Raw genomic sequence first — 17,828 nt, forward strand, 5'->3', positions numbered from 1 at the left:
ACGCCATGACCAACTACAGCCTGCGCGCGCGCATGATGATTTTGATCCTCGCCCCCACCGTTCTCATCGGTTTGCTGCTGAGTATCTTCTTTGTGGTGCACCGCTATAACGATTTGCAGCGACAGCTGGAAGATGCCGGCGCCAGCATTATCGAACCGCTTGCCGTATCCAGCGAGTACGGCATGAACCTGCAAAACCGCGAATCCATTGGGCAGTTAATCAGCGTACTCCACCGCCGCCACTCGGACATCGTACGCGCCATTTCCGTTTACGACGAACATAACCGCCTGTTTGTGACCTCAAACTTTCATCTCGATCCGGCGGCCCTGAAGATCCCGGACGGTACGCCGTTCCCGCGCCACCTCACCGTATTGCGGCGCGGCGATATCATGATCCTGCGCACGCCGATCGTGTCGGAAAGCTATTCCCCCGATGAGTCTGCGCAATCCGACGCCAAATCCAGCAATAATATGCTGGGATATGTGGCGCTGGAGCTGGATCTCAAGTCGGTCCGGCTACAGCAGTACAAAGAGATCTTCATTTCCGGCGTGATGATGCTGTTCTGCATCGGCATTGCGCTGATCTTCGGCTGGCGCCTGATGCGCGACGTGACGGGTCCCATCCGCAACATGGTTAACACGGTTGACCGCATTCGCCGGGGACAGCTCGACAGCCGTGTGGAAGGGTTTATGCTGGGCGAGCTGGACATGCTGAAAAACGGCATCAACTCGATGGCGATGTCGCTGGCGGCCTATCACGAAGAGATGCAGCACAACGTTGACCAGGCGACGTCCGACCTGCGCGAAACGCTGGAGCAGATGGAGATCCAGAACGTTGAGCTGGATCTGGCGAAAAAGCGCGCTCAGGAAGCGGCGCGTATTAAATCGGAATTCCTTGCCAATATGTCGCACGAGCTGCGCACGCCGCTCAATGGCGTGATCGGCTTTACCCGTCTGACCCTGAAAAGCGAGCTCAACCCCACTCAGCGGGATCACCTGCATACCATTGAACGCTCGGCCAACAACCTGCTGGCGATCATTAACGACGTGCTGGACTTCTCCAAGCTGGAAGCGGGCAAGCTGATCCTCGAGAGTATCCCCTTCCCGCTGCGCAGCACGCTGGATGAAGTGGTGACGCTGCTCGCGCACTCGTCGCACGACAAAGGCCTGGAGCTGACGCTTAATATTAAAAACGACGTGCCGGATAACGTTATTGGCGATCCGCTGCGCCTGCAGCAGGTCATAACCAACCTTGTCGGGAATGCCATTAAGTTCACCGAAAGCGGTAATATCGACATCCTGGTAGAGAAACGCTCGATCAGCAGCAATAAGGTCCAGATTGAAGTCCAGATCCGCGATACCGGCATCGGTATTCCGGAGCGCGACCAGTCGCGTCTGTTCCAGGCGTTCCGTCAGGCGGACGCTAGCATCTCCCGCCGTCATGGCGGTACCGGTCTGGGGCTGGTGATCACCCAGCGCCTGGTGAACGAGATGGGCGGCGATATCTCTTTCCACAGCCAGCCAAACCGCGGTTCAACCTTCTGGTTCCACATTAATCTGGACCTTAATCCGAACGTGCTGACCGATGGCCCGGTGACGGACTGCCTGAAAGGCAAGCGTCTGGCCTACGTTGAACCTAACGCTGCGGCGGCGCAGTGTACGCTCGACATCTTAAGCACCACGCCGCTGGAGGTGGTCTACAGCCCCACCTTCTCGGCGCTTGCCGTAGAGCATTACGATATTCTGCTGATGGGCATTCCGGTCACCTTCACCGGCGAGTTGACCATGCAGCAGGAGCGCCTGGCGAAAGCCGCGTCGATGACCGACTACCTGCTGCTGGCGCTGCCGTGCCATGGGCAGCTCAACGCGGAAGAACTGAAAAACGACGGCGCGGCCGCGTGTCTTTTGAAACCACTGACCGCAACCCGTTTGCTGCCAGCCCTCACGGAATATTGCCGTCTTAGCCAGCATGCCCTTCCGCTGATTAACGATGAGCAAAAATTGCCGATGAGCGTGATGGCGGTGGATGATAATCCGGCCAACCTGAAGCTCATTGGCGCATTGCTTGAAGACCAGGTTCAGCATGTTGAACTGTGCACCAGCGGCGCGCAGGCGGTTGAACAAGCTAAGCAGATGCAGTTCGATTTAATCCTGATGGATATTCAGATGCCGGGCATGGACGGCATTCGGGCCTGCGAGCTGATCCACCAGCTGCCGCATCAGCAGCAAACGCCGGTTATTGCTGTCACCGCGCACGCGATGGCGGGCCAGAAGGAGAAGCTGCTGAGCGCCGGGATGAACGATTACCTGGCAAAGCCCATCGATGAAGAGAAACTTCATAACCTGCTGTTGCGCTACAAGCCGGGTCATATTGGCGGAACGTACACGGTTTCCAGCGAGCAGGCTGAGATAAGCGTTAATCAGAACGCCACCTTTGACTGGCAGCTCGCGCTGCGCCAGGCGGCAGGTAAACCCGATTTGGCCCGCGACATGCTGCAAATGCTGGTCGCGTTTCTGCCGGAAATTCGCAATAAGGTGGAAGAGCAGCTGGTGGGTGAAAACCCGGAAGATCTGCTGGACGCAATCCACAAGCTGCACGGCAGCTGCGGGTACAGCGGCGTACCGCGGCTGAAAAACCTCTGTCAGTTGCTGGAGCAGCAGCTGCGTGCGGGCACGCCGGAATCGGAGCTTGAACCGGAGTTCCTGGAGCTGCTGGATGAAATGGATAACGTGACGCGCGAAGCGATGAAGGTGTTGGGGAGCTGAGGTAAAAGCCCGGTGGCGCTTCGCTTGCCGGGCCTACAGGTGCACTAACGTAGGCCGGGTAAGGCGAAGCCGCCACCCGGCAATCACAGCTAAAATGCCTGCCCCACTTTCAGCACCGCCGCGATATTCCTTGCGGCCATCCTGACGTTCTCGCCGGCATTTTCCAGCGCGTCTTCCAGCGTGCAAATGGTGTAGATCACGCTAAACACGGCATCAATGCCGTGATCGTGTACCACGCCAACGTCCGCCGTCAGGCTGCCTGCAATGCCAATAACGGGTTTGTTAAAGCGTTTTGCCACCTTCGCCACCCCCACCGGGACTTTGCCGTGGATCGTCTGGCTGTCAATGCGGCCTTCCCCCGTGATCACCAGATCCGCATCGGCCACCTGATCGGCCAGGTGTAGCGCATCGGTCACGATCTCAATGCCCTGGCGCAGCTGCGCGCCGCAAAAGGCGTAGAGCGCCGCGCCCATGCCCCCCGCCGCGCCGCCGCCAGCAAGGTTCAGTACGTCGATATCCAGATCCCGGACAATGACGCTCGCATAGTGCGCAAGCGCGTTGTCCAGGGTGACGATCATCTCGGGTGTGGCGCCCTTCTGCGGGCCGAATACCGCTGACGCGCCATCCTTCCCGGTAAGCGGATTGGTTACATCGCAGGCCACCTCAATCCGGCATTCCACCAGACGCTTGTCCAGCCCGCTCAGGTCGATACGCGCGAGTTTTCCCAGCTCGCCCCCGCCCTGCCCAAGGGGCTGTTCATTGTCGTCCAGCAGCTTCGCCCCCAGCGCCTGCACCATCCCTGCGCCGCCGTCGTTGGTAGCGCTGCCGCCAATGCCAATAATAATATGCTTAACGCCCGCATCCAGCGCGTGACGAATCAGTTCGCCCGTGCCCCAGGAGGTGGTTTTCAGCGGATTACGCTGCGAAGGCGCAACCCGCTCCAGGCCGCTTGCCGCCGCCATTTCAATAAAGGCGCTCTGCTTATCACCGGACAAGCCATAAAACCCCTCCACGCGCTCGCCCAGCGGGCCGGTCACCGGAACATGTACAATGCTTCCCTGCGTTGCCGCGATCATCGCCTCAACCGTCCCTTCGCCACCGTCCGCGACCGGCAGCTTCACGTAAACCGCCTCGGGAAAGATCTCGCGAAAACCACGCTCTATCGCTGTCGCAACCTCAAGCGCACTCAAACTTTCCTTATACGAGTCCGGTGCGATAACAATTTTCATAAGCCATCCTTACGCATAGTCGTTACGTTAAGCATACACCACGTAAAAGACCGCTCATGGGAGCGGTCCCAATGCGTTTATCGTACCATGCACGGGCGTTTATTGTCGAATGTCCAGTCAGGGATCAGATACTGCATCGCCATCGCATCGTCGCGCGCGCCCAGACCGTGTTTCTGATACAGCTCATGGGCCTTCATGACCTGATCCATATCCAGCTCAACCCCCAGCCCCGGCGTGGAAGGCACCTGCACCATGCCACCTTTGATCTCAAACGGCTGCTTAGTGAGACGCTGATTACCTTCCTGCCAGATCCAGTGGGTGTCGATAGCAGTGATCGTGCCCGGCGCAGCGGCGGCGACGTGCGTGAACATCGCCAGCGAGATATCGAAGTGGTTGTTGGAGTGCGAACCCCAGGTCAGGCCAAACTCATGGCACATCTGCGCCACGCGCACCGAGCCCTGTATCGTCCAGAAGTGCGGGTCAGCCAGCGGAATGTCGACTGACTGGAGGGATAAGGTATGCCCCATCTGACGCCAGTCGGTAGCAATCATATTGGTCGCGGTTGGCAGCCCTGTAGCGCGACGGAATTCCGCCATCACTTCACGGCCAGAGAAGCCTTGCTCAGCCCCGCACGGGTCCTCCGCGTAGGCCAGCACGCCTTTCAGCTGCTTACCGATCGCAATCGCTTCATCAAGGGACCAGGCCCCGTTCGGATCGAGCGTCACGCGCGCCTGCGGGAAACGTTTTGCCAGCGCGGTGATGGCTTCCGCCTCTTCTTCCCCGGCCAGCACGCCGCCCTTCAGTTTAAAATCGTTGAAGCCATATTTCTCGTAAGCGGCTTCCGCCAGGCGCACCACCGCATCCGGGGTCATTGCCTCGTCGTGGCGAAGCCGGTACCAGTCGCACTGTTCTTCGGGCTGGCTCTGGTACGGCAGTGGCGTCAGCTTGCGGTCGCCGACAAAGAACAGATAGCCCAGCATTTCCACTTCGCTGCGCTGCTGCCCCTCGCCCAGCAGCGACGCAACGTTAACGCCCAGATGCTGGCCCAGCAGATCCAGCATCGCGGCTTCAATGCCGGTCACCACGTGGATAGTGGTGCGCAGATCGAAGGTCTGCAGACCCCGGCCCCCGGCATCGCGATCGGCAAAGGTGTTACGCACGGTGTTGAGGACATTTTTGTACTCACCCAGCGTTTTGCCCACCACCAGCGGAATGGCGTCCTCCAGCGTTTTGCGGATCTTCTCCCCGCCCGGAATTTCACCCACGCCGGTATGGCCGGCATTGTCTTTGATGATAACAATGTTGCGAGTGAAGAACGGCGCGTGCGCGCCGCTCAGGTTCATCAGCATGCTGTCATGGCCCGCAACCGGAATGATTTGCATGGCGGTGACGACAGGGGTCGTAAAAGTACTCATCGTGTAATCCTTTTATCAGTGACGTCCGAAAACAGGGCGCTTACGGTCAAATGTCCAGCCGGGAATAAGGTACTGCATCGGGCCCGCATCGTTTCGCGCGCCACCCGGCAATTTTTTATACGCCTCATGGGCTTTATGGATCCGATCCCAGTCCAGCTCCACGCCCAGGCCCGGCGCATCCGGTACGGCAATCTTGCCATTGATGATTTCCAGCGGATTTTTCGTCAGGCGGGCTTCGCCTTCCTGCCAAATCCAGTGCGTGTCGATGGCGGTCGGGTTACCCGGCGCAGCGGCGCCAACGTGGGTAAACATCGCCAGCGAAATATCAAAGTGATTGTTCGAATGACAGCCCCAGGTGAGTCCCCAGTCATCGCACAGCTGCGCCACGCGGACCGCGCCTGAGAGCGTCCAGAAGTGCGGGTCCGCCAGCGGAATGTCGACGGCGTTGAGCATCACCGCATGGCCCATTTCGCGCCAGTTCGTGGCGATCATATTGGTCGCCACCGGCAGCCCGGTGGCCCGACGGAACTCGGCCATCACTTCGCGGCCCGAGAAGCCCTGTTCCGCGCCGCAGGGGTCTTCCGCATAGGTCAGGACATCGCCCAGCCCTTTGCACAGGCTAATCGCTTCATCCAGCAGCCATGCGCCGTTGGGATCGACGGTGATCCGAGCATCCGCAAAGCGTTTTTTCAGCGCCCGGACCGTTTCAATCTCCCGCTCGCCGGGCAGCACGCCGCCCTTCAGCTTGAAATCCTTAAAGCCGTAGCGATCCTGCGCCGCCTCGGCCAGCCGCACCACCGCGTCGCTGGAGAGCGCTTCCTGGTGGCGCAGGCGATACCAGTCGTGATCGCCCGTGGATCGAGCCAGATAGGGGAGATCGGTTTTATTGCGATCGCCAATGTAGAACAGATAGCCCAGCACGGTGACCGCATCGCGCTGTTTGCCGGGCCCCAGCAGTTCGCAGACCGGGACATTGAGCGCCTTACCCAGTAAATCAAGCAGAGCCGCTTCCAGTGCGGCGACCGCATTGACGCGCAGTTCAAACGTCCAGGCACCTTTACCGAACGTCTCAAAGTCTGCCGACTGGTTGCCCTTATGCACCCGCTGAACCACCCTGTTCAGACGGGCAATCTCCTGCCCCACCACCAGCGGAATGGCATCGACCAGCGTCTGGTAAATCACCTCTCCGCCAGGGGCCTCGCCCACGCCGGTATTCCCTGCGCTGTCTTTTAGCACGACGATATTACGGGTAAACCAGGCGTTATGGGCGCCGCCAATATTGAGCAGCATGCTGTCCTGCCCGGCCACCGGGATGACCTTCATCTCGGTGACGATAGGGCTCGATTGCGTTGTCATCAGCCACGCTCCGCAACAGGTTTAAGTTCGACGCGTTTGATATCCCCCACCAGCACCAGGTAACTCAGGACCGCCACCAGCGCATGCACACCCACGTAGATTAGCGCACCGTTGAACGAGCCGGTGGTACCGACGATGTAGCCGATAGCGATGGGCGTCACAATCCCGGAGATGTTGCCGAACATGTTGAACAGACCGCCGCTCAGGCCGCTGATCTCTTTCGGGGCCGTATCCGCCATCACCGCCCAGCCCAGCGCGCCAATGCCTTTGCCGAAGAAGGCCATCGCCATAAAGCCGATAATCATCCACTCGGCATTGACGTAGTTACAGAACACCATGGTCATGGAGAGCAGCATGCCGAGCACGATGGGCGTTTTACGCGCGATGTTCAGTGAACCCGTGCGGCGCATCAGCCAGTCGGAAATCACCCCGCCGAGCACGCCACCGACGAAGCCACAGATGGCCGGGACCGAGGCAACAAACCCCGCTTTCAGAATCGACATGCCGCGTGCCTGCACCAGGTACACCGGGAACCAGGTGATGAAAAAGTAGGTCAAGGCGTTGATACAGTACTGGCCCAGATAGATCCCGATCATCATGCGCGATCCGACAAGCTGCCTGATCTGCGCCCATTTCTGGCTGAACGGCACTTTCGCCGTCGAGGATTTCTGATCCATGTTGATCAGCGCGCCGCCTTCAGCGATGTACTCCAGCTCTTTTTTGTTTACGCCAGGGTGCTGGTTGGGTTCGTGGATCACTTTGAGCCAGATAAAGCTGATGACGATCCCGAGTCCGCCCATAAAGAAGAACACGTGCGACCAGCCCACCTCATGGGTTAGCCAGCCCATAATGGGCGCAAAGATCACCGTCGCGAAGTACTGTGCGGAGTTGAAAATCGCCACCGCCGTTCCCCTCTCCTGCGCCGGGAACCAGGCCGCCACAATGCGGCTGTTGCCCGGGAAGGAAGGCGCTTCCGCTAAGCCCACCAGGAAGCGCAGCGTGAAGAGCGCGACGATAATGCCGAAGCCGCTGAAGATATCGACGAAGCCCTGCAGCAGGGTAAAGGCAGACCAGATGAAGATGGACCAGAAGTAGACCCGTTTCGAGCCAAAGCGGTCGAGCAGCCAGCCGCCAGGAATTTGCCCGATGACGTAGGCCCACGAGAAGGCGGAGAAAACGTAACCCATGCCCACGGGATCAAGGCCGATATCTTTTGCCATTTCCGAGCCGGCAATCGACAGCGTGGCGCGGTCACCATAGTTAAAGGACGTGACGATAAACAGCATCACCACTATCCAGTAGCGGGCATTGGTGCGCTTTTCAGCGCTGCTCGCTGCGTGGCTTAATGAACTCATTGTTGCACTCCTGAAACATAGCTTTCGCCTGGTTCATTCTGTACAGCACCGGTAGGGTAAGCAGAATGAGATTGGTTTTTGTCGTTTTGGTACGGCCTGAAGCCGTTTTATCGTGACCGGAAAAGTATATGAAGGAGTGCCTCTTCACCTCACCGTGCAAAAACACAGTATTAAAGGGTATAAGGGAGGTTGTTTAGGGCATAAGCCCAGAGGAGTGGAAGGTGGTTCACGGAAATGGCGTTTGGGGCGGGGGGTAATGCCGGGTGGCGGCTACGCCTGACCCGGCCTGGAAAACCCGTAGGCCCGCGCAAGCGAAGCGCCGCCGGGCAGAGTGTTATTTGAGAAGTGAGGCCCAGTTCTCCACCCACGGGTTTGATTCGCTTTCTGGCTCCGGGTGCTCACCCGCATCAATCAGCAGCATCTCGCCGACGCGCTGGGCGCTCTGCTCCTGCAACAGCGCATCGAACTGCTTGCCGCCGCCGCAGAAGTTTGCGTAAGAGCTATCGCCGAGGGCGATGATGCCGTAGTGAACATCTGGCTGATAGCCAAGCTGGTCTTTAATGCCCTGGAACAGCGGCACGATGCTGTCCGGCAGATCGCCCTGCCCGGTGGTTGAGGTCACCACCAGAATGTATTTGTCTTTATACTTTTCCCAGTCTGCCAGCTCCGGATCTTCATAGACCGTGGCTTTATGGCCCTGGCTTGCCAGAATCGCCTCCGCCTCTTCCGCGACCAGCAACGAGTTGCCGTACATTGTGCCGACAAAAATGCCTACTTCAGCCATGCTATTTTCCCATAGTGAATGCGCTTACTCTTCATCCTGAACGTTGCCCGATACAAACTCAACCCTTTCATTTTCGGGGAGTTGTCCGAGCCAGCCAAACTGTGACAGCGCCTGCATCCAGACGTCGTCCAGCCCCGCACGAATAGTCAGCGGCTCGCCGGTAAACGGGTGCGTCAGGCTAAGCTCGCTTGCGTGTAACATCAGACGATGGCAGCCAAAATGCTCGGCAGCGCTGCGGTTCTGGCGCAAATCACCGTGTTTGCTGTCGCCAATAATCGGGTGACGCAGATGCGCAAGATGGCGTCGCAGCTGGTGCTTACGCCCGGTTTTGGGCAGAAGCTCAACCAGGCTGTAGCGTGTGGTCGGAAATTTGCTGGTGGCCACCGGCATTTCCGTCGTCGCCATGCCGCGATAATCCGTCACGGCCGGCTGCGGGCCTTTGTCATCGCGGGCAAATTTATCGCCGATTTTGTCCAGTTCCTCCACCAGCGGATAGTCCAGGGTGGCGGACTCGGTCAGCCAGCCACGCACGACCGCGTGATAGCGCTTCTGGATCTGGTGCTGTTCGAACTGCTGGGCCAGCAGACGGCCAGCTTCGCTGGAAAGCCCCATCAGCAGCACGCCGGAGGTCGGCCGGTCGAGGCGATGGGCGGTAAATACATGCTGACCAATCTGGTCGCGAACGGTCTGCATCACCACCACTTTCTCGTCGCGATCCAGCCAGCTGCGGTGCACCAGCCAGCCTGACGGTTTATTCACCGCCACCAGCCACTCGTCCTGATAGAGGATCTCAAGCGTCATGCATCTTCACCGGCAAACAGGGCATCCAGTTTTTCCAGTTCGACCAGCATGACGTCGCGCGCAGGGTGCGTCGCGTCGAGCGCCATTTCATAATAGGGAGAGACAGCAAACGCCTGCGGCAAGGGGTGCCCCCCCTCAAGCAGGGCGTGCATGCGCGGAATTAACACCCACTGCAGCCACTCGAAAGGCGCCAGCGTATCCAGGCAGAAGGGCTGGGTGCTGGCGAACGCTTCTGGCTGCGGCGCGGTCTCCTGCCACAGCTGATGTTGGCGCAAAAGGGCTTCGATGGCGTGCAACTGAGCACGAACGCTATCGTGTTGCGTCATAGTAACCTCAACTGAAAATGTGAACGGCGCGCAGCATAGCATTGCGAAAGGCAGAAATAAAAAAAGGGAGCACTGTAAAAACAGTGCTCCCGGTTCGTTCCGCAGCATTCCAGCTACAATTCGTGCTCCCTGCTCATCCGTGACAACTTTTCCTGAAGCCCGAAGGCCTGGTCATCCGTCTACCTTTCGCATCCTGCACACATCTTCCTGACGTGTTTGTTTCATCCTGAAACATCCTAGCCTTCCTGACCCACCGACCATCCTGACCGGCTCTCGTTCTCCTTCCTGGAGGTGTCCCTTACGCATCCTGCGTTATCCACTTCGCTTCATCCAGAAGCCTTCCTGCTGCGCCATCCTGACGAGTCCTGTGTGAGAAACGCCATCATCCTGATGTTCGTTTCTCGTGTCGGCTTCCTGTCGACGGAGATAGAATCCGCTATTCCGCTTCGTCTTACAACCCACTCAGCCAGCGTTGTAAGACGCGGGGACTCCCTAAAAATAATAGGAGGAATAACTAATTCGTTGAAAAATAGAGTGATATTAATCTGAATTTAATGAGGTAATACTGAATGTTCCAGCGATCTCTCACAAACCTTGTAAGAGATCTCTCACACGCGCTGTAGCAGCATGGATTACAGAAGGGGCTCAAGTCGGGTGAGGAAATCCGCAAGAGAAGGGGCGAGAGTCTCGCGATTGCGGGTACCGATAGTCTCTTTAATCACTTCGCCTGACAGGTTACAGACGGAGATAACGTCCAGTTCGCTGTCCAGCGTGGCAATAAAGAGCGTCGGAGAAAGCTTAAGACGTTTTTGCGTGACCAGATGACCAATGAGGTTTTCCTGAACACGCTGCAGATCGTCTTCGCTCCAGGTCTGCAACAGCGTCAGCGTCATGTCCGCAAAGCGCGCGGGCATATCCCCTGCAAACTGCGTGGCATAAAACGCATGAACCGCTGGTTGTACCACAATGTCCATTGCTCGTTCAACCGCATTTACATTCTGCTCACCGTTATTCGGCTTCGGCTGCCAGATCACGTAATCCTCAAGCGAAGAGATAATGCACGGCGAAGGGACGCCATATAAATCAGCACTTTGCGGCCACGTGCCCTGCTTTTCATGCCATGCGTCGCAATAGCGGGTCGTAAAGGTAGTGAGGGCATTTGCAGTTTCGATGTCCACCGATTTCTCTCTTCTTGTCAGACAGGATAAACTCAGGCCATAAGTGTACCTGTAAAGTGGCTATGAAACATGTCTTACGAAAATCATCAGGCGTTAACCGGCTTAACGCTGGGTAAATCGACCGATTACCGCGATACCTACGATGCAAGCCTGCTGCAGGGCGTGCCGCGTAGCCTGAACCGCGACCCTCTGGGACTGCACGCGGACGCGCTGCCGTTCGTGGGTGGCGATATCTGGACGCTGTACGAACTCTCGTGGCTCAACGCGCGCGGCCTGCCGCAGGTGGCGGTGGGACACGTTGAGCTGGACTATGCCAGCGTGAATCTCGTCGAGTCCAAAAGCTTTAAGCTCTATCTCAACAGTTTTAACCAGACAAAGTTCAACAGCTGGGACGACGTTCAGCGCACCCTGGAACGTGATTTAAGCGCCTGCGCGCAGGGAAAGGTGAGCGTTTCACTGTATCGCCTGCACGAGCTGGAAGGCCAGCCAGTCGCCCACTTCAACGGGACCTGCATCGACGATCAGGATATCGAGGTGGAGAATTATGAATTCAGCGCCGATTACCTCGAAAACGCGGCGAGCGGCAAGGTGGTTGAAGAGACGCTGGTGAGCCATCTGCTTAAATCCAACTGCCTGATTACCCACCAGCCGGACTGGGGCTCGGTGCAGATCCAGTATCGCGGGCCAAAAATCGACCGGGAAAAGCTGCTGCGCTACCTGGTGTCGTTCCGCCATCACAATGAATTCCACGAGCAGTGCGTGGAGCGCATCTTTAGCGATATCCAACGCTTCTGCCAGCCAGAAAAATTGAGCGTTTACGCGCGCTACACCCGCCGCGGCGGCCTGGACATTAACCCGTGGCGCACCAATACCGATTTTGTCCCGGCGACGGGCCGGCTGGTGCGTCAGTAATATAAATATTTTCACAATATGCGCGGTATCTTCCGCGCTTTAGGTTGTGAAACGTCACGCGGCAGGGCTATTGTAATCAACAGGGAAAGACGATAATCGTCCCGTAAGGAGCTCACTTGATTACACATATTAGCCCGCTTGGCTCAATGGATATGTTGTCGCAGCTGGAAGTGGACATGCTTAAACGCACGGCCAGCAGCGATCTTTATCAACTGTTTCGTAACTGTTCACTTGCCGTTCTGAACTCCGGAAGCCTGACAGATAACAGTAAAGAACTGCTGTCCCGCTTCGAAAGCTTTGATATCAACGTGCTGCGCCGCGAGCGCGGCGTGAAGCTTGAAGTCATCAACCCGCCGGAAGAGGCATTCGTCGACGGACGCATCATCCGTTCACTTCAGGCTAACCTGTTTGCCGTGCTGCGTGACATCCTGTTTGTTAACGGGCAGATCCACAACGCAGGCCGTTTCCAGCATCTCGACCTGGAAAGCTCGGTCCATATCACCAACCTGGTGTTCTCTATTTTGCGCAACGCCCGTGCCCTGCACGTGGGTGAAGCGCCGAACATGGTCGTCTGCTGGGGCGGTCACTCCATTAACGAAACCGAGTACCTTTATGCGCGTCGGGTGGGCACCCAGCTTGGCCTGCGCGAGCTGAATATCTGTACCGGATGTGGTCCGGGTGCGATGGAAGCGCCAATGAAAGGTGCCGCAGTGGGTCACGCGCAGCAGCGCTACAAAGAGGGACGGTTTATCGGCATGACCGAGCCGTCCATCATCGCCGCTGAGCCACCTAACCCGCTGGTTAACGAGCTGATTATCATGCCGGATATCGAAAAACGTCTTGAAGCGTTTGTCCGTATCGCTCACGGCATCATCATCTTCCCGGGCGGCGTGGGGACAGCGGAAGAGCTGCTCTATCTGCTGGGTATTCTGATGAACCCGGCCAACAAAGATCAGGTTCTGCCGCTGATCCTGACCGGACCAAAAGAGAGCGCCGACTACTTCCGCGTGCTGGACGAGTTTATCGTACACACGCTGGGTGAAGCCGCGCGTCGTCACTATCGCATCATCATCGACGATGCTGCGGAAGTGGCGCGTCAGATGAAAAAAGCGATGCCGCTGGTGAAAGAAAACCGTCGCGATACCGGGGATGCCTACAGCTTTAACTGGTCAATCCGCATTGCGCCGGATCTGCAGATCCCGTTCGAGCCTTCACACGAGAACATGGCGAACCTGAAACTCTACCCGGATCAGCCGGTGGAAGTCCTGGCCGCCGATCTGCGTCGCGCCTTCTCCGGGATTGTGGCGGGCAACGTCAAAGAGGTCGGTATCCGCGCCATTGAGCAGTTCGGTCCGTACAAGATCCACGGCGATCCGGAGATGATGCGCCGCATGGATGACATGCTGCAGGGCTTTGTCGCCCAGCACCGCATGAAGCTGCCGGGCTCCGCCTATATTCCTTGCTACGAAATCTGCACATAACGCTTAGCGGCATCTCATCAAAGCCGGGTCGCCCTGTCGCGCGTTCCGGCTTTTTTTATTCCTGATGTAATTCATAGGCATCACTTATATCTTTTACAAAATCGCCACAAACGCAAACGATTACCTGTATTTTTCAACCGTAAATTATCAGCCTTAATCCAAATTACCTGCCAGAAAATACTAAAAACCCATTTCTTTACAGCGAAAGACACCTATATCAAGGGCCAGTCTTTCAGCGCACATGTCGTTGGTGGTAGCCTTCGCGCGCGTAAATTCTCTTTGATGTTTTTTTAACAGATAAATGGTCTAAAGATGCCCACATCATAAGTGGATTATTGCATTTGGGATCGCGATCACTGATAGATTCATAACGAGAATGTATCTTTCCGCCCGCCAATAGTTACGGGCGAAAATTATTAAAAAACCGTCACTGAACGAATTTCATATTACCGTCAGGCACTTTTTCATCGGATTTGACTAAAAACCTGACAATTTGCTTCCTCCAGGAGATACAGATGGAAACCACTCAAACCAGCACCGTTGCTTCGATTGAATCCCGAAGTGGTTGGCGCAAAACGGATACCATGTGGATGCTTGGCCTTTACGGCACGGCAATCGGCGCTGGTGTACTGTTCCTTCCTATCAACGCAGGCGTCGGCGGTCTGATTCCGCTGATCATTATGGCTATCATTGCTTTCCCGATGACCTTCTTTGCACACCGCGGTCTGACCCGCTTCGTGCTGTCCGGTAAAAACCCGGGCGAAGACATCACTGAAGTGGTTGAAGAGCATTTCGGCGTGGGCGCAGGTAAACTGATTACCCTGCTCTACTTCTTCGCGATTTACCCTATCCTGCTGGTCTACAGCGTGGCGATCACCAACACCGTTGAAAGCTTCATGCTGCACCAGCTGCACATGACGCCGCCACCGCGTGCCATCCTGTCTTTGATCCTGATTGTCGGCATGATGACCATCGTGCGCTTCGGTGAGCAGATGATTGTGAAAGCGATGAGCGTACTGGTGTTCCCGTTTGTAGCCGCACTGATGCTGCTGGCCTGCTACCTGATCCCACAGTGGAACGGCGCAGCGCTGGAAACCCTGTCCCTGAGCAGCGCGTCTGCAACCGGTAACGGCCTGCTGATGACCCTGTGGCTGGCGATCCCGGTAATGGTCTTCTCCTTCAACCACTCCCCAATCATCTCCTCTTTCGCCGTGGCGAAACGTGAAGAGTACGGTAATGGCGCAGAGAAGAAGTGCTCCAGCATCCTGGCACGCGCTCACATCATGATGGTGCTGACCGTTATGTTCTTCGTCTTCAGCTGCGTACTGAGCCTCTCCCCGGCGGACCTGGCGGCAGCGAAAGAGCAGAACATCTCAATTCTGTCTTACCTGGCGAACCACTTTAACGCACCGCTGATTGCGTGGATGGCACCGATCATCGCGATGATCGCCATCACCAAATCCTTCCTGGGCCACTACCTCGGCGCACGTGAAGGCTTCAACGGTATGGTGATCAAATCTCTGCGCGGTAAAGGCAAGAGCATTGAAATCAACAAGCTGAACAAAATCACTGCACTGTTCATGCTGCTCACCACCTGGGCGGTAGCGACGCTGAACCCAAGCATCCTGGGCATGATTGAAACCCTTGGCGGCCCGGTCATCGCGATGATTCTGTTCCTGATGCCGATGTACGCGATTCAGAAAGTCCCGGCTATGCGTAAGTACAGCGGTCATGTCAGCAACGTCTTTGTGGTTATCATGGGGCTTATCGCTATCTCTGCGATCTTCTACTCCCTGTACACCATGTTCTGATTCTCACCCGCGCCGTCCCCGGACGGCGCACTCCCTCCTCTCTGACTGAAAGCAATGGACGCATCATGATTAGCGTATTCGATATCTTCAAAATCGGTATTGGTCCTTCCAGCTCTCACACCGTCGGACCGATGAAAGCCGGTAAGCAGTTCACGGATGACTTGATTGCACGCGGCATCCTGCACGACATCACCCGCGTGGTTGTCGATGTATACGGCTCGCTTTCCCTGACCGGGAAAGGCCACCACACCGATATCGCCATTATCATGGGCCTGGCGGGAAACCTGCCGGACACCGTTGATATTGATGCGATCCCTGGCTTTATCCAGGACGTGAACACCCACGGGCGCCTGCTGCTGGCGAACGGCGAGCATGAGGTTGAATTCCCGGTTGACCACTGCATGAATTTCCATGCGGACAACCTGTCGCTACACGAAAACGGCATGCGCATTACCGCGCTGGCCGGCGACAAAGCGGTATACAGCCAGACTTACTACTCTATCGGCGGCGGTTTTATCGTCGACGAAGACCACTTTGGTCAAACCAGTACCTCTTCTGTCGAGGTGCCGTATCCGTACAAAACGGCGGCAGACCTCCAGCGCCACTGCCAGGAGACGGGCCTTTCCCTCTCCGGTCTGATGATGAAAAACGAGCTGGCGCTGCACAGCAAAGAGGAGCTGGAACAGCACTTCGCTAACGTCTGGGACGTGATGCGCGGCGGTATTGAGCGCGGGATCACCACCGAAGGCGTTCTGCCGGGCAAGCTTCGCGTACCGCGTCGTGCGGCAGCGCTGCGCCGTATGCTGGTGAGCACCGACAAAACGACAACGGACCCGATGGCCGTGGTGGACTGGATCAACATGTTCGCCCTGGCGGTAAACGAAGAAAACGCCGCAGGGGGCCGTGTGGTCACCGCGCCAACCAACGGTGCCTGCGGCATCGTTCCGGCGGTACTGGCGTACTACGACAAGTTTATCCGTGAAGTGAATGCGAACTCGCTGGCGCGCTACCTGCTGGTGGCCAGTGCGATTGGTTCGCTGTATAAGATGAACGCCTCCATTTCCGGTGCGGAAGTGGGCTGTCAGGGTGAAGTCGGCGTGGCGTGCTCCATGGCGGCGGCAGGTCTGGCGGAGCTGTTGGGCGCAAGCCCGGCGCAGGTGTGCATCGCTGCGGAAATCGGCATGGAACACAACCTGGGGCTGACCTGCGATCCGGTTGCCGGACAGGTACAGGTTCCGTGCATCGAGCGTAACGCGATTGCCTCCGTGAAGGCGGTAAACGCGGCGCGTATGGCGCTGCGCCGCACCAGCGAACCGCGCGTCTGTCTCGATAAGGTTATCGAGACCATGTACGAAACCGGTAAAGATATGAACGCCAAATACCGCGAAACCTCTCGCGGTGGCCTGGCGATGAAGATCGTAACCTGCGATTAAGCCTCTCAGGAAGCCTCGTTTTGCGAGGCTTCTTCCTGTTTTCCCCACCATTCATAGTTTCACGCTGCTGACAGTGTTACCCTTCACGCATTAGATAGAAGGGAGATTATCTGTGGCCGTTCATTTACTTATCGTCGATGCACTTAACCTGATTCGCCGTATCCATGCGGTACAGGGGACGCCTTGTAAAGACACCTGCCTGCACGCGCTGGAACAGCTTATCCGCCACAGTGAACCCACCCATGCGGTCGCGGTTTTTGATGACGAAGCCCGCAACACGGGCTGGCGGCACCAGCGTCTGCCCGACTACAAAGCCGGACGCGCACCGATGCCGGACGATCTTCACGCCGAATTACCCATGCTGCGCGCCGCATTTGAACAGCGGGGCGTCCCCTGCTGGGGCGCACAGGGAAATGAAGCCGACGATCTCGCGGCCACCCTGGCCGTAAAGGTGGCGAGTGCCGGGCATCAGGCCACGATCGTTTCAACGGACAAAGGCTACTGCCAGCTGCTCTCCCCCACTATCCGTATTCGCGACTATTTTCAAAAACGCTGGCTGGACGCGCCGTTCATTGCCAGCGAGTTTGGCGTATCGCCTGAGCAATTGCCGGATTACTGGGGCCTGGCAGGCATCAGCAGCTCTAAAGTTCCGGGAGTAGCCGGTATTGGGCCGAAGAGCGCCGCGCAGTTGCTGACCGATTTTCAGAGTCTGGAGGGCATTTACGCCCGTCTGGACGAGGTGCCCGAAAAATGGCGCAAGAAGCTGGAGGCGCATAAAGAGATGGCGTTTATCTGCCGGGAAATCGCAACGCTACAGACGGATTTACAGCTGGACGGGAATTTACAGCAGTTGCGCTTAGAACGTTAAAACGACTACAGGGTTTTTGTAGGCCCGGTAAGCGCAGGGTATGAACCGGAAACATGGGTAACACTTTAGACCGGATACATGGGTAACAGTTATAACTGGCATAGAAGAGGAGAC

14 protein-coding genes are annotated in these 17,828 nt (G+C 57.1%); 6 read left to right on the forward strand and 8 right to left on the reverse strand.

Features of this window, described 5'->3' with window-relative positions:
- Window positions 1-5: 5 nt before the first annotated feature.
- Window positions 6-2,765 carry a two-component sensor histidine kinase BarA gene (gene barA, locus C6A40_RS15310; RefSeq protein ID WP_045336500.1) on the forward strand — a complete coding sequence of 920 codons (2,760 nt, stop codon included), beginning with the start codon at window positions 6-8 and terminating at the stop codon, window positions 2,763-2,765.
- An 89-nt stretch (window positions 2,766-2,854) separates the two neighbouring features.
- On the opposite strand, the gene C6A40_RS15315 is transcribed toward barA, so the two are convergent.
- From C6A40_RS15315 to syd, 8 genes are all read right to left on the reverse strand, one after another.
- Window positions 2,855-3,994, reverse strand: coding sequence for a glycerate kinase (locus C6A40_RS15315; RefSeq protein ID WP_039265523.1), 1,140 nt, complete (start codon window positions 3,992-3,994; stop codon window positions 2,855-2,857).
- A 77-nt stretch (window positions 3,995-4,071) separates the two neighbouring features.
- Entirely contained in the window at window positions 4,072-5,409 is a 1,338-nt protein-coding gene (gudD, locus tag C6A40_RS15320) for a glucarate dehydratase (protein ID WP_114191311.1), read from the reverse strand.
- A 15-nt stretch (window positions 5,410-5,424) separates the two neighbouring features.
- The gene (locus C6A40_RS15325) at window positions 5,425-6,765 is read right to left on the reverse strand and encodes an enolase C-terminal domain-like protein (protein WP_045336496.1); all 1,341 of its coding nucleotides are present in this window, start codon (window positions 6,763-6,765) and stop codon (window positions 5,425-5,427) included.
- On the reverse strand, window positions 6,765-8,120 hold the full coding sequence (gene gudP, locus C6A40_RS15330; protein ID WP_032675441.1) for a galactarate/glucarate/glycerate transporter GudP: 1,356 nt from the start codon (window positions 8,118-8,120) through the stop codon (window positions 6,765-6,767). The genes C6A40_RS15325 and gudP overlap by 1 nt, the downstream gene beginning before the upstream one ends.
- 334 nt (window positions 8,121-8,454) lie before the next feature.
- Window positions 8,455-8,904, reverse strand: a complete 450-nt coding sequence (locus C6A40_RS15340; RefSeq protein WP_023294459.1) for a flavodoxin — start codon at window positions 8,902-8,904, stop codon at window positions 8,455-8,457.
- A 24-nt stretch (window positions 8,905-8,928) separates the two neighbouring features.
- Complete coding sequence (gene truC, locus C6A40_RS15345) at window positions 8,929-9,705, reverse strand: tRNA pseudouridine(65) synthase TruC (protein ID WP_045336493.1); 777 nt, start codon at window positions 9,703-9,705, stop codon at window positions 8,929-8,931.
- A complete protein-coding gene (locus tag C6A40_RS15350) occupies window positions 9,702-10,031 on the reverse strand; it encodes a YqcC family protein (RefSeq protein ID WP_023294461.1) in 330 nt (109 codons plus the stop codon). Before C6A40_RS15350 ends, truC begins: the two co-directional genes overlap by 4 nt.
- A 632-nt stretch (window positions 10,032-10,663) precedes the next feature.
- Entirely contained in the window at window positions 10,664-11,209 is a 546-nt protein-coding gene (syd, locus tag C6A40_RS15355) for a SecY-interacting protein (protein ID WP_008499639.1), read from the reverse strand.
- A gap of 69 nt (window positions 11,210-11,278) precedes the next feature.
- On the opposite strand from syd, the gene queF reads away from it, so the two are divergent.
- The 5 genes from queF to xni all read left to right on the forward strand — a co-directional run bounded on the left by queF (window position 11,279) and on the right by xni (window position 17,714).
- Window positions 11,279-12,121, forward strand: coding sequence for an NADPH-dependent 7-cyano-7-deazaguanine reductase QueF (queF, locus tag C6A40_RS15360; protein ID WP_023294462.1), 843 nt, complete (start codon window positions 11,279-11,281; stop codon window positions 12,119-12,121).
- A 116-nt stretch (window positions 12,122-12,237) separates the two neighbouring features.
- A complete protein-coding gene (gene ppnN / locus C6A40_RS15365) occupies window positions 12,238-13,602 on the forward strand; it encodes a nucleotide 5'-monophosphate nucleosidase PpnN (RefSeq protein ID WP_013098530.1) in 1,365 nt (454 codons plus the stop codon).
- A 515-nt stretch (window positions 13,603-14,117) separates the two neighbouring features.
- Window positions 14,118-15,413, forward strand: a complete 1,296-nt coding sequence (locus tag C6A40_RS15370) for an HAAAP family serine/threonine permease (RefSeq protein ID WP_008499642.1) — start codon at window positions 14,118-14,120, stop codon at window positions 15,411-15,413.
- A gap of 65 nt (window positions 15,414-15,478) precedes the next feature.
- Window positions 15,479-16,846, forward strand: coding sequence for an L-serine ammonia-lyase II (sdaB, locus tag C6A40_RS15375; RefSeq protein WP_008499643.1), 1,368 nt, complete (start codon window positions 15,479-15,481; stop codon window positions 16,844-16,846).
- Window positions 16,847-16,958: 112 nt separating this feature from the next.
- Window positions 16,959-17,714: a flap endonuclease Xni gene (gene xni / locus C6A40_RS15380; protein WP_021241892.1), complete on the forward strand. Its 756-nt coding sequence runs from the start codon at window positions 16,959-16,961 to the stop codon at window positions 17,712-17,714.
- Window positions 17,715-17,828: the final 114 nt, after the last annotated feature.

Origin of the sequence: Enterobacter sp. GER_MD16_1505_Eko_090 (assembly GCF_003331015.1) — a bacterium.
GTDB classification, from domain to species: Bacteria; Pseudomonadota; Gammaproteobacteria; order Enterobacterales; family Enterobacteriaceae; genus Enterobacter; species Enterobacter roggenkampii.

What these genes read in the sequence shown, in the direction of transcription:
- barA (WP_045336500.1), top strand. Translation starts at nt 6, where the DNA reads ATGACCAACTACAGCCTGCGCGCGCGCATGATGATTTTGATCCTCGCC.
- C6A40_RS15315 (WP_039265523.1), bottom strand. Translation starts at nt 3,994, where the DNA reads ATGAAAATTGTTATCGCACCGGACTCGTATAAGGAAAGTTTGAGTGCG.
- gudD (WP_114191311.1), bottom strand. Translation starts at nt 5,409, where the DNA reads ATGAGTACTTTTACGACCCCTGTCGTCACCGCCATGCAAATCATTCCG.
- C6A40_RS15325 (WP_045336496.1), bottom strand. Translation starts at nt 6,765, where the DNA reads ATGACAACGCAATCGAGCCCTATCGTCACCGAGATGAAGGTCATCCCG.
- gudP (WP_032675441.1), bottom strand. Translation starts at nt 8,120, where the DNA reads ATGAGTTCATTAAGCCACGCAGCGAGCAGCGCTGAAAAGCGCACCAAT.
- C6A40_RS15340 (WP_023294459.1), bottom strand. Translation starts at nt 8,904, where the DNA reads ATGGCTGAAGTAGGCATTTTTGTCGGCACAATGTACGGCAACTCGTTG.
- truC (WP_045336493.1), bottom strand. Translation starts at nt 9,705, where the DNA reads ATGACGCTTGAGATCCTCTATCAGGACGAGTGGCTGGTGGCGGTGAAT.
- C6A40_RS15350 (WP_023294461.1), bottom strand. Translation starts at nt 10,031, where the DNA reads ATGACGCAACACGATAGCGTTCGTGCTCAGTTGCACGCCATCGAAGCC.
- queF (WP_023294462.1), top strand. Translation starts at nt 11,279, where the DNA reads ATGTCTTACGAAAATCATCAGGCGTTAACCGGCTTAACGCTGGGTAAA.
- C6A40_RS15370 (WP_008499642.1), top strand. Translation starts at nt 14,118, where the DNA reads ATGGAAACCACTCAAACCAGCACCGTTGCTTCGATTGAATCCCGAAGT.
- sdaB (WP_008499643.1), top strand. Translation starts at nt 15,479, where the DNA reads ATGATTAGCGTATTCGATATCTTCAAAATCGGTATTGGTCCTTCCAGC.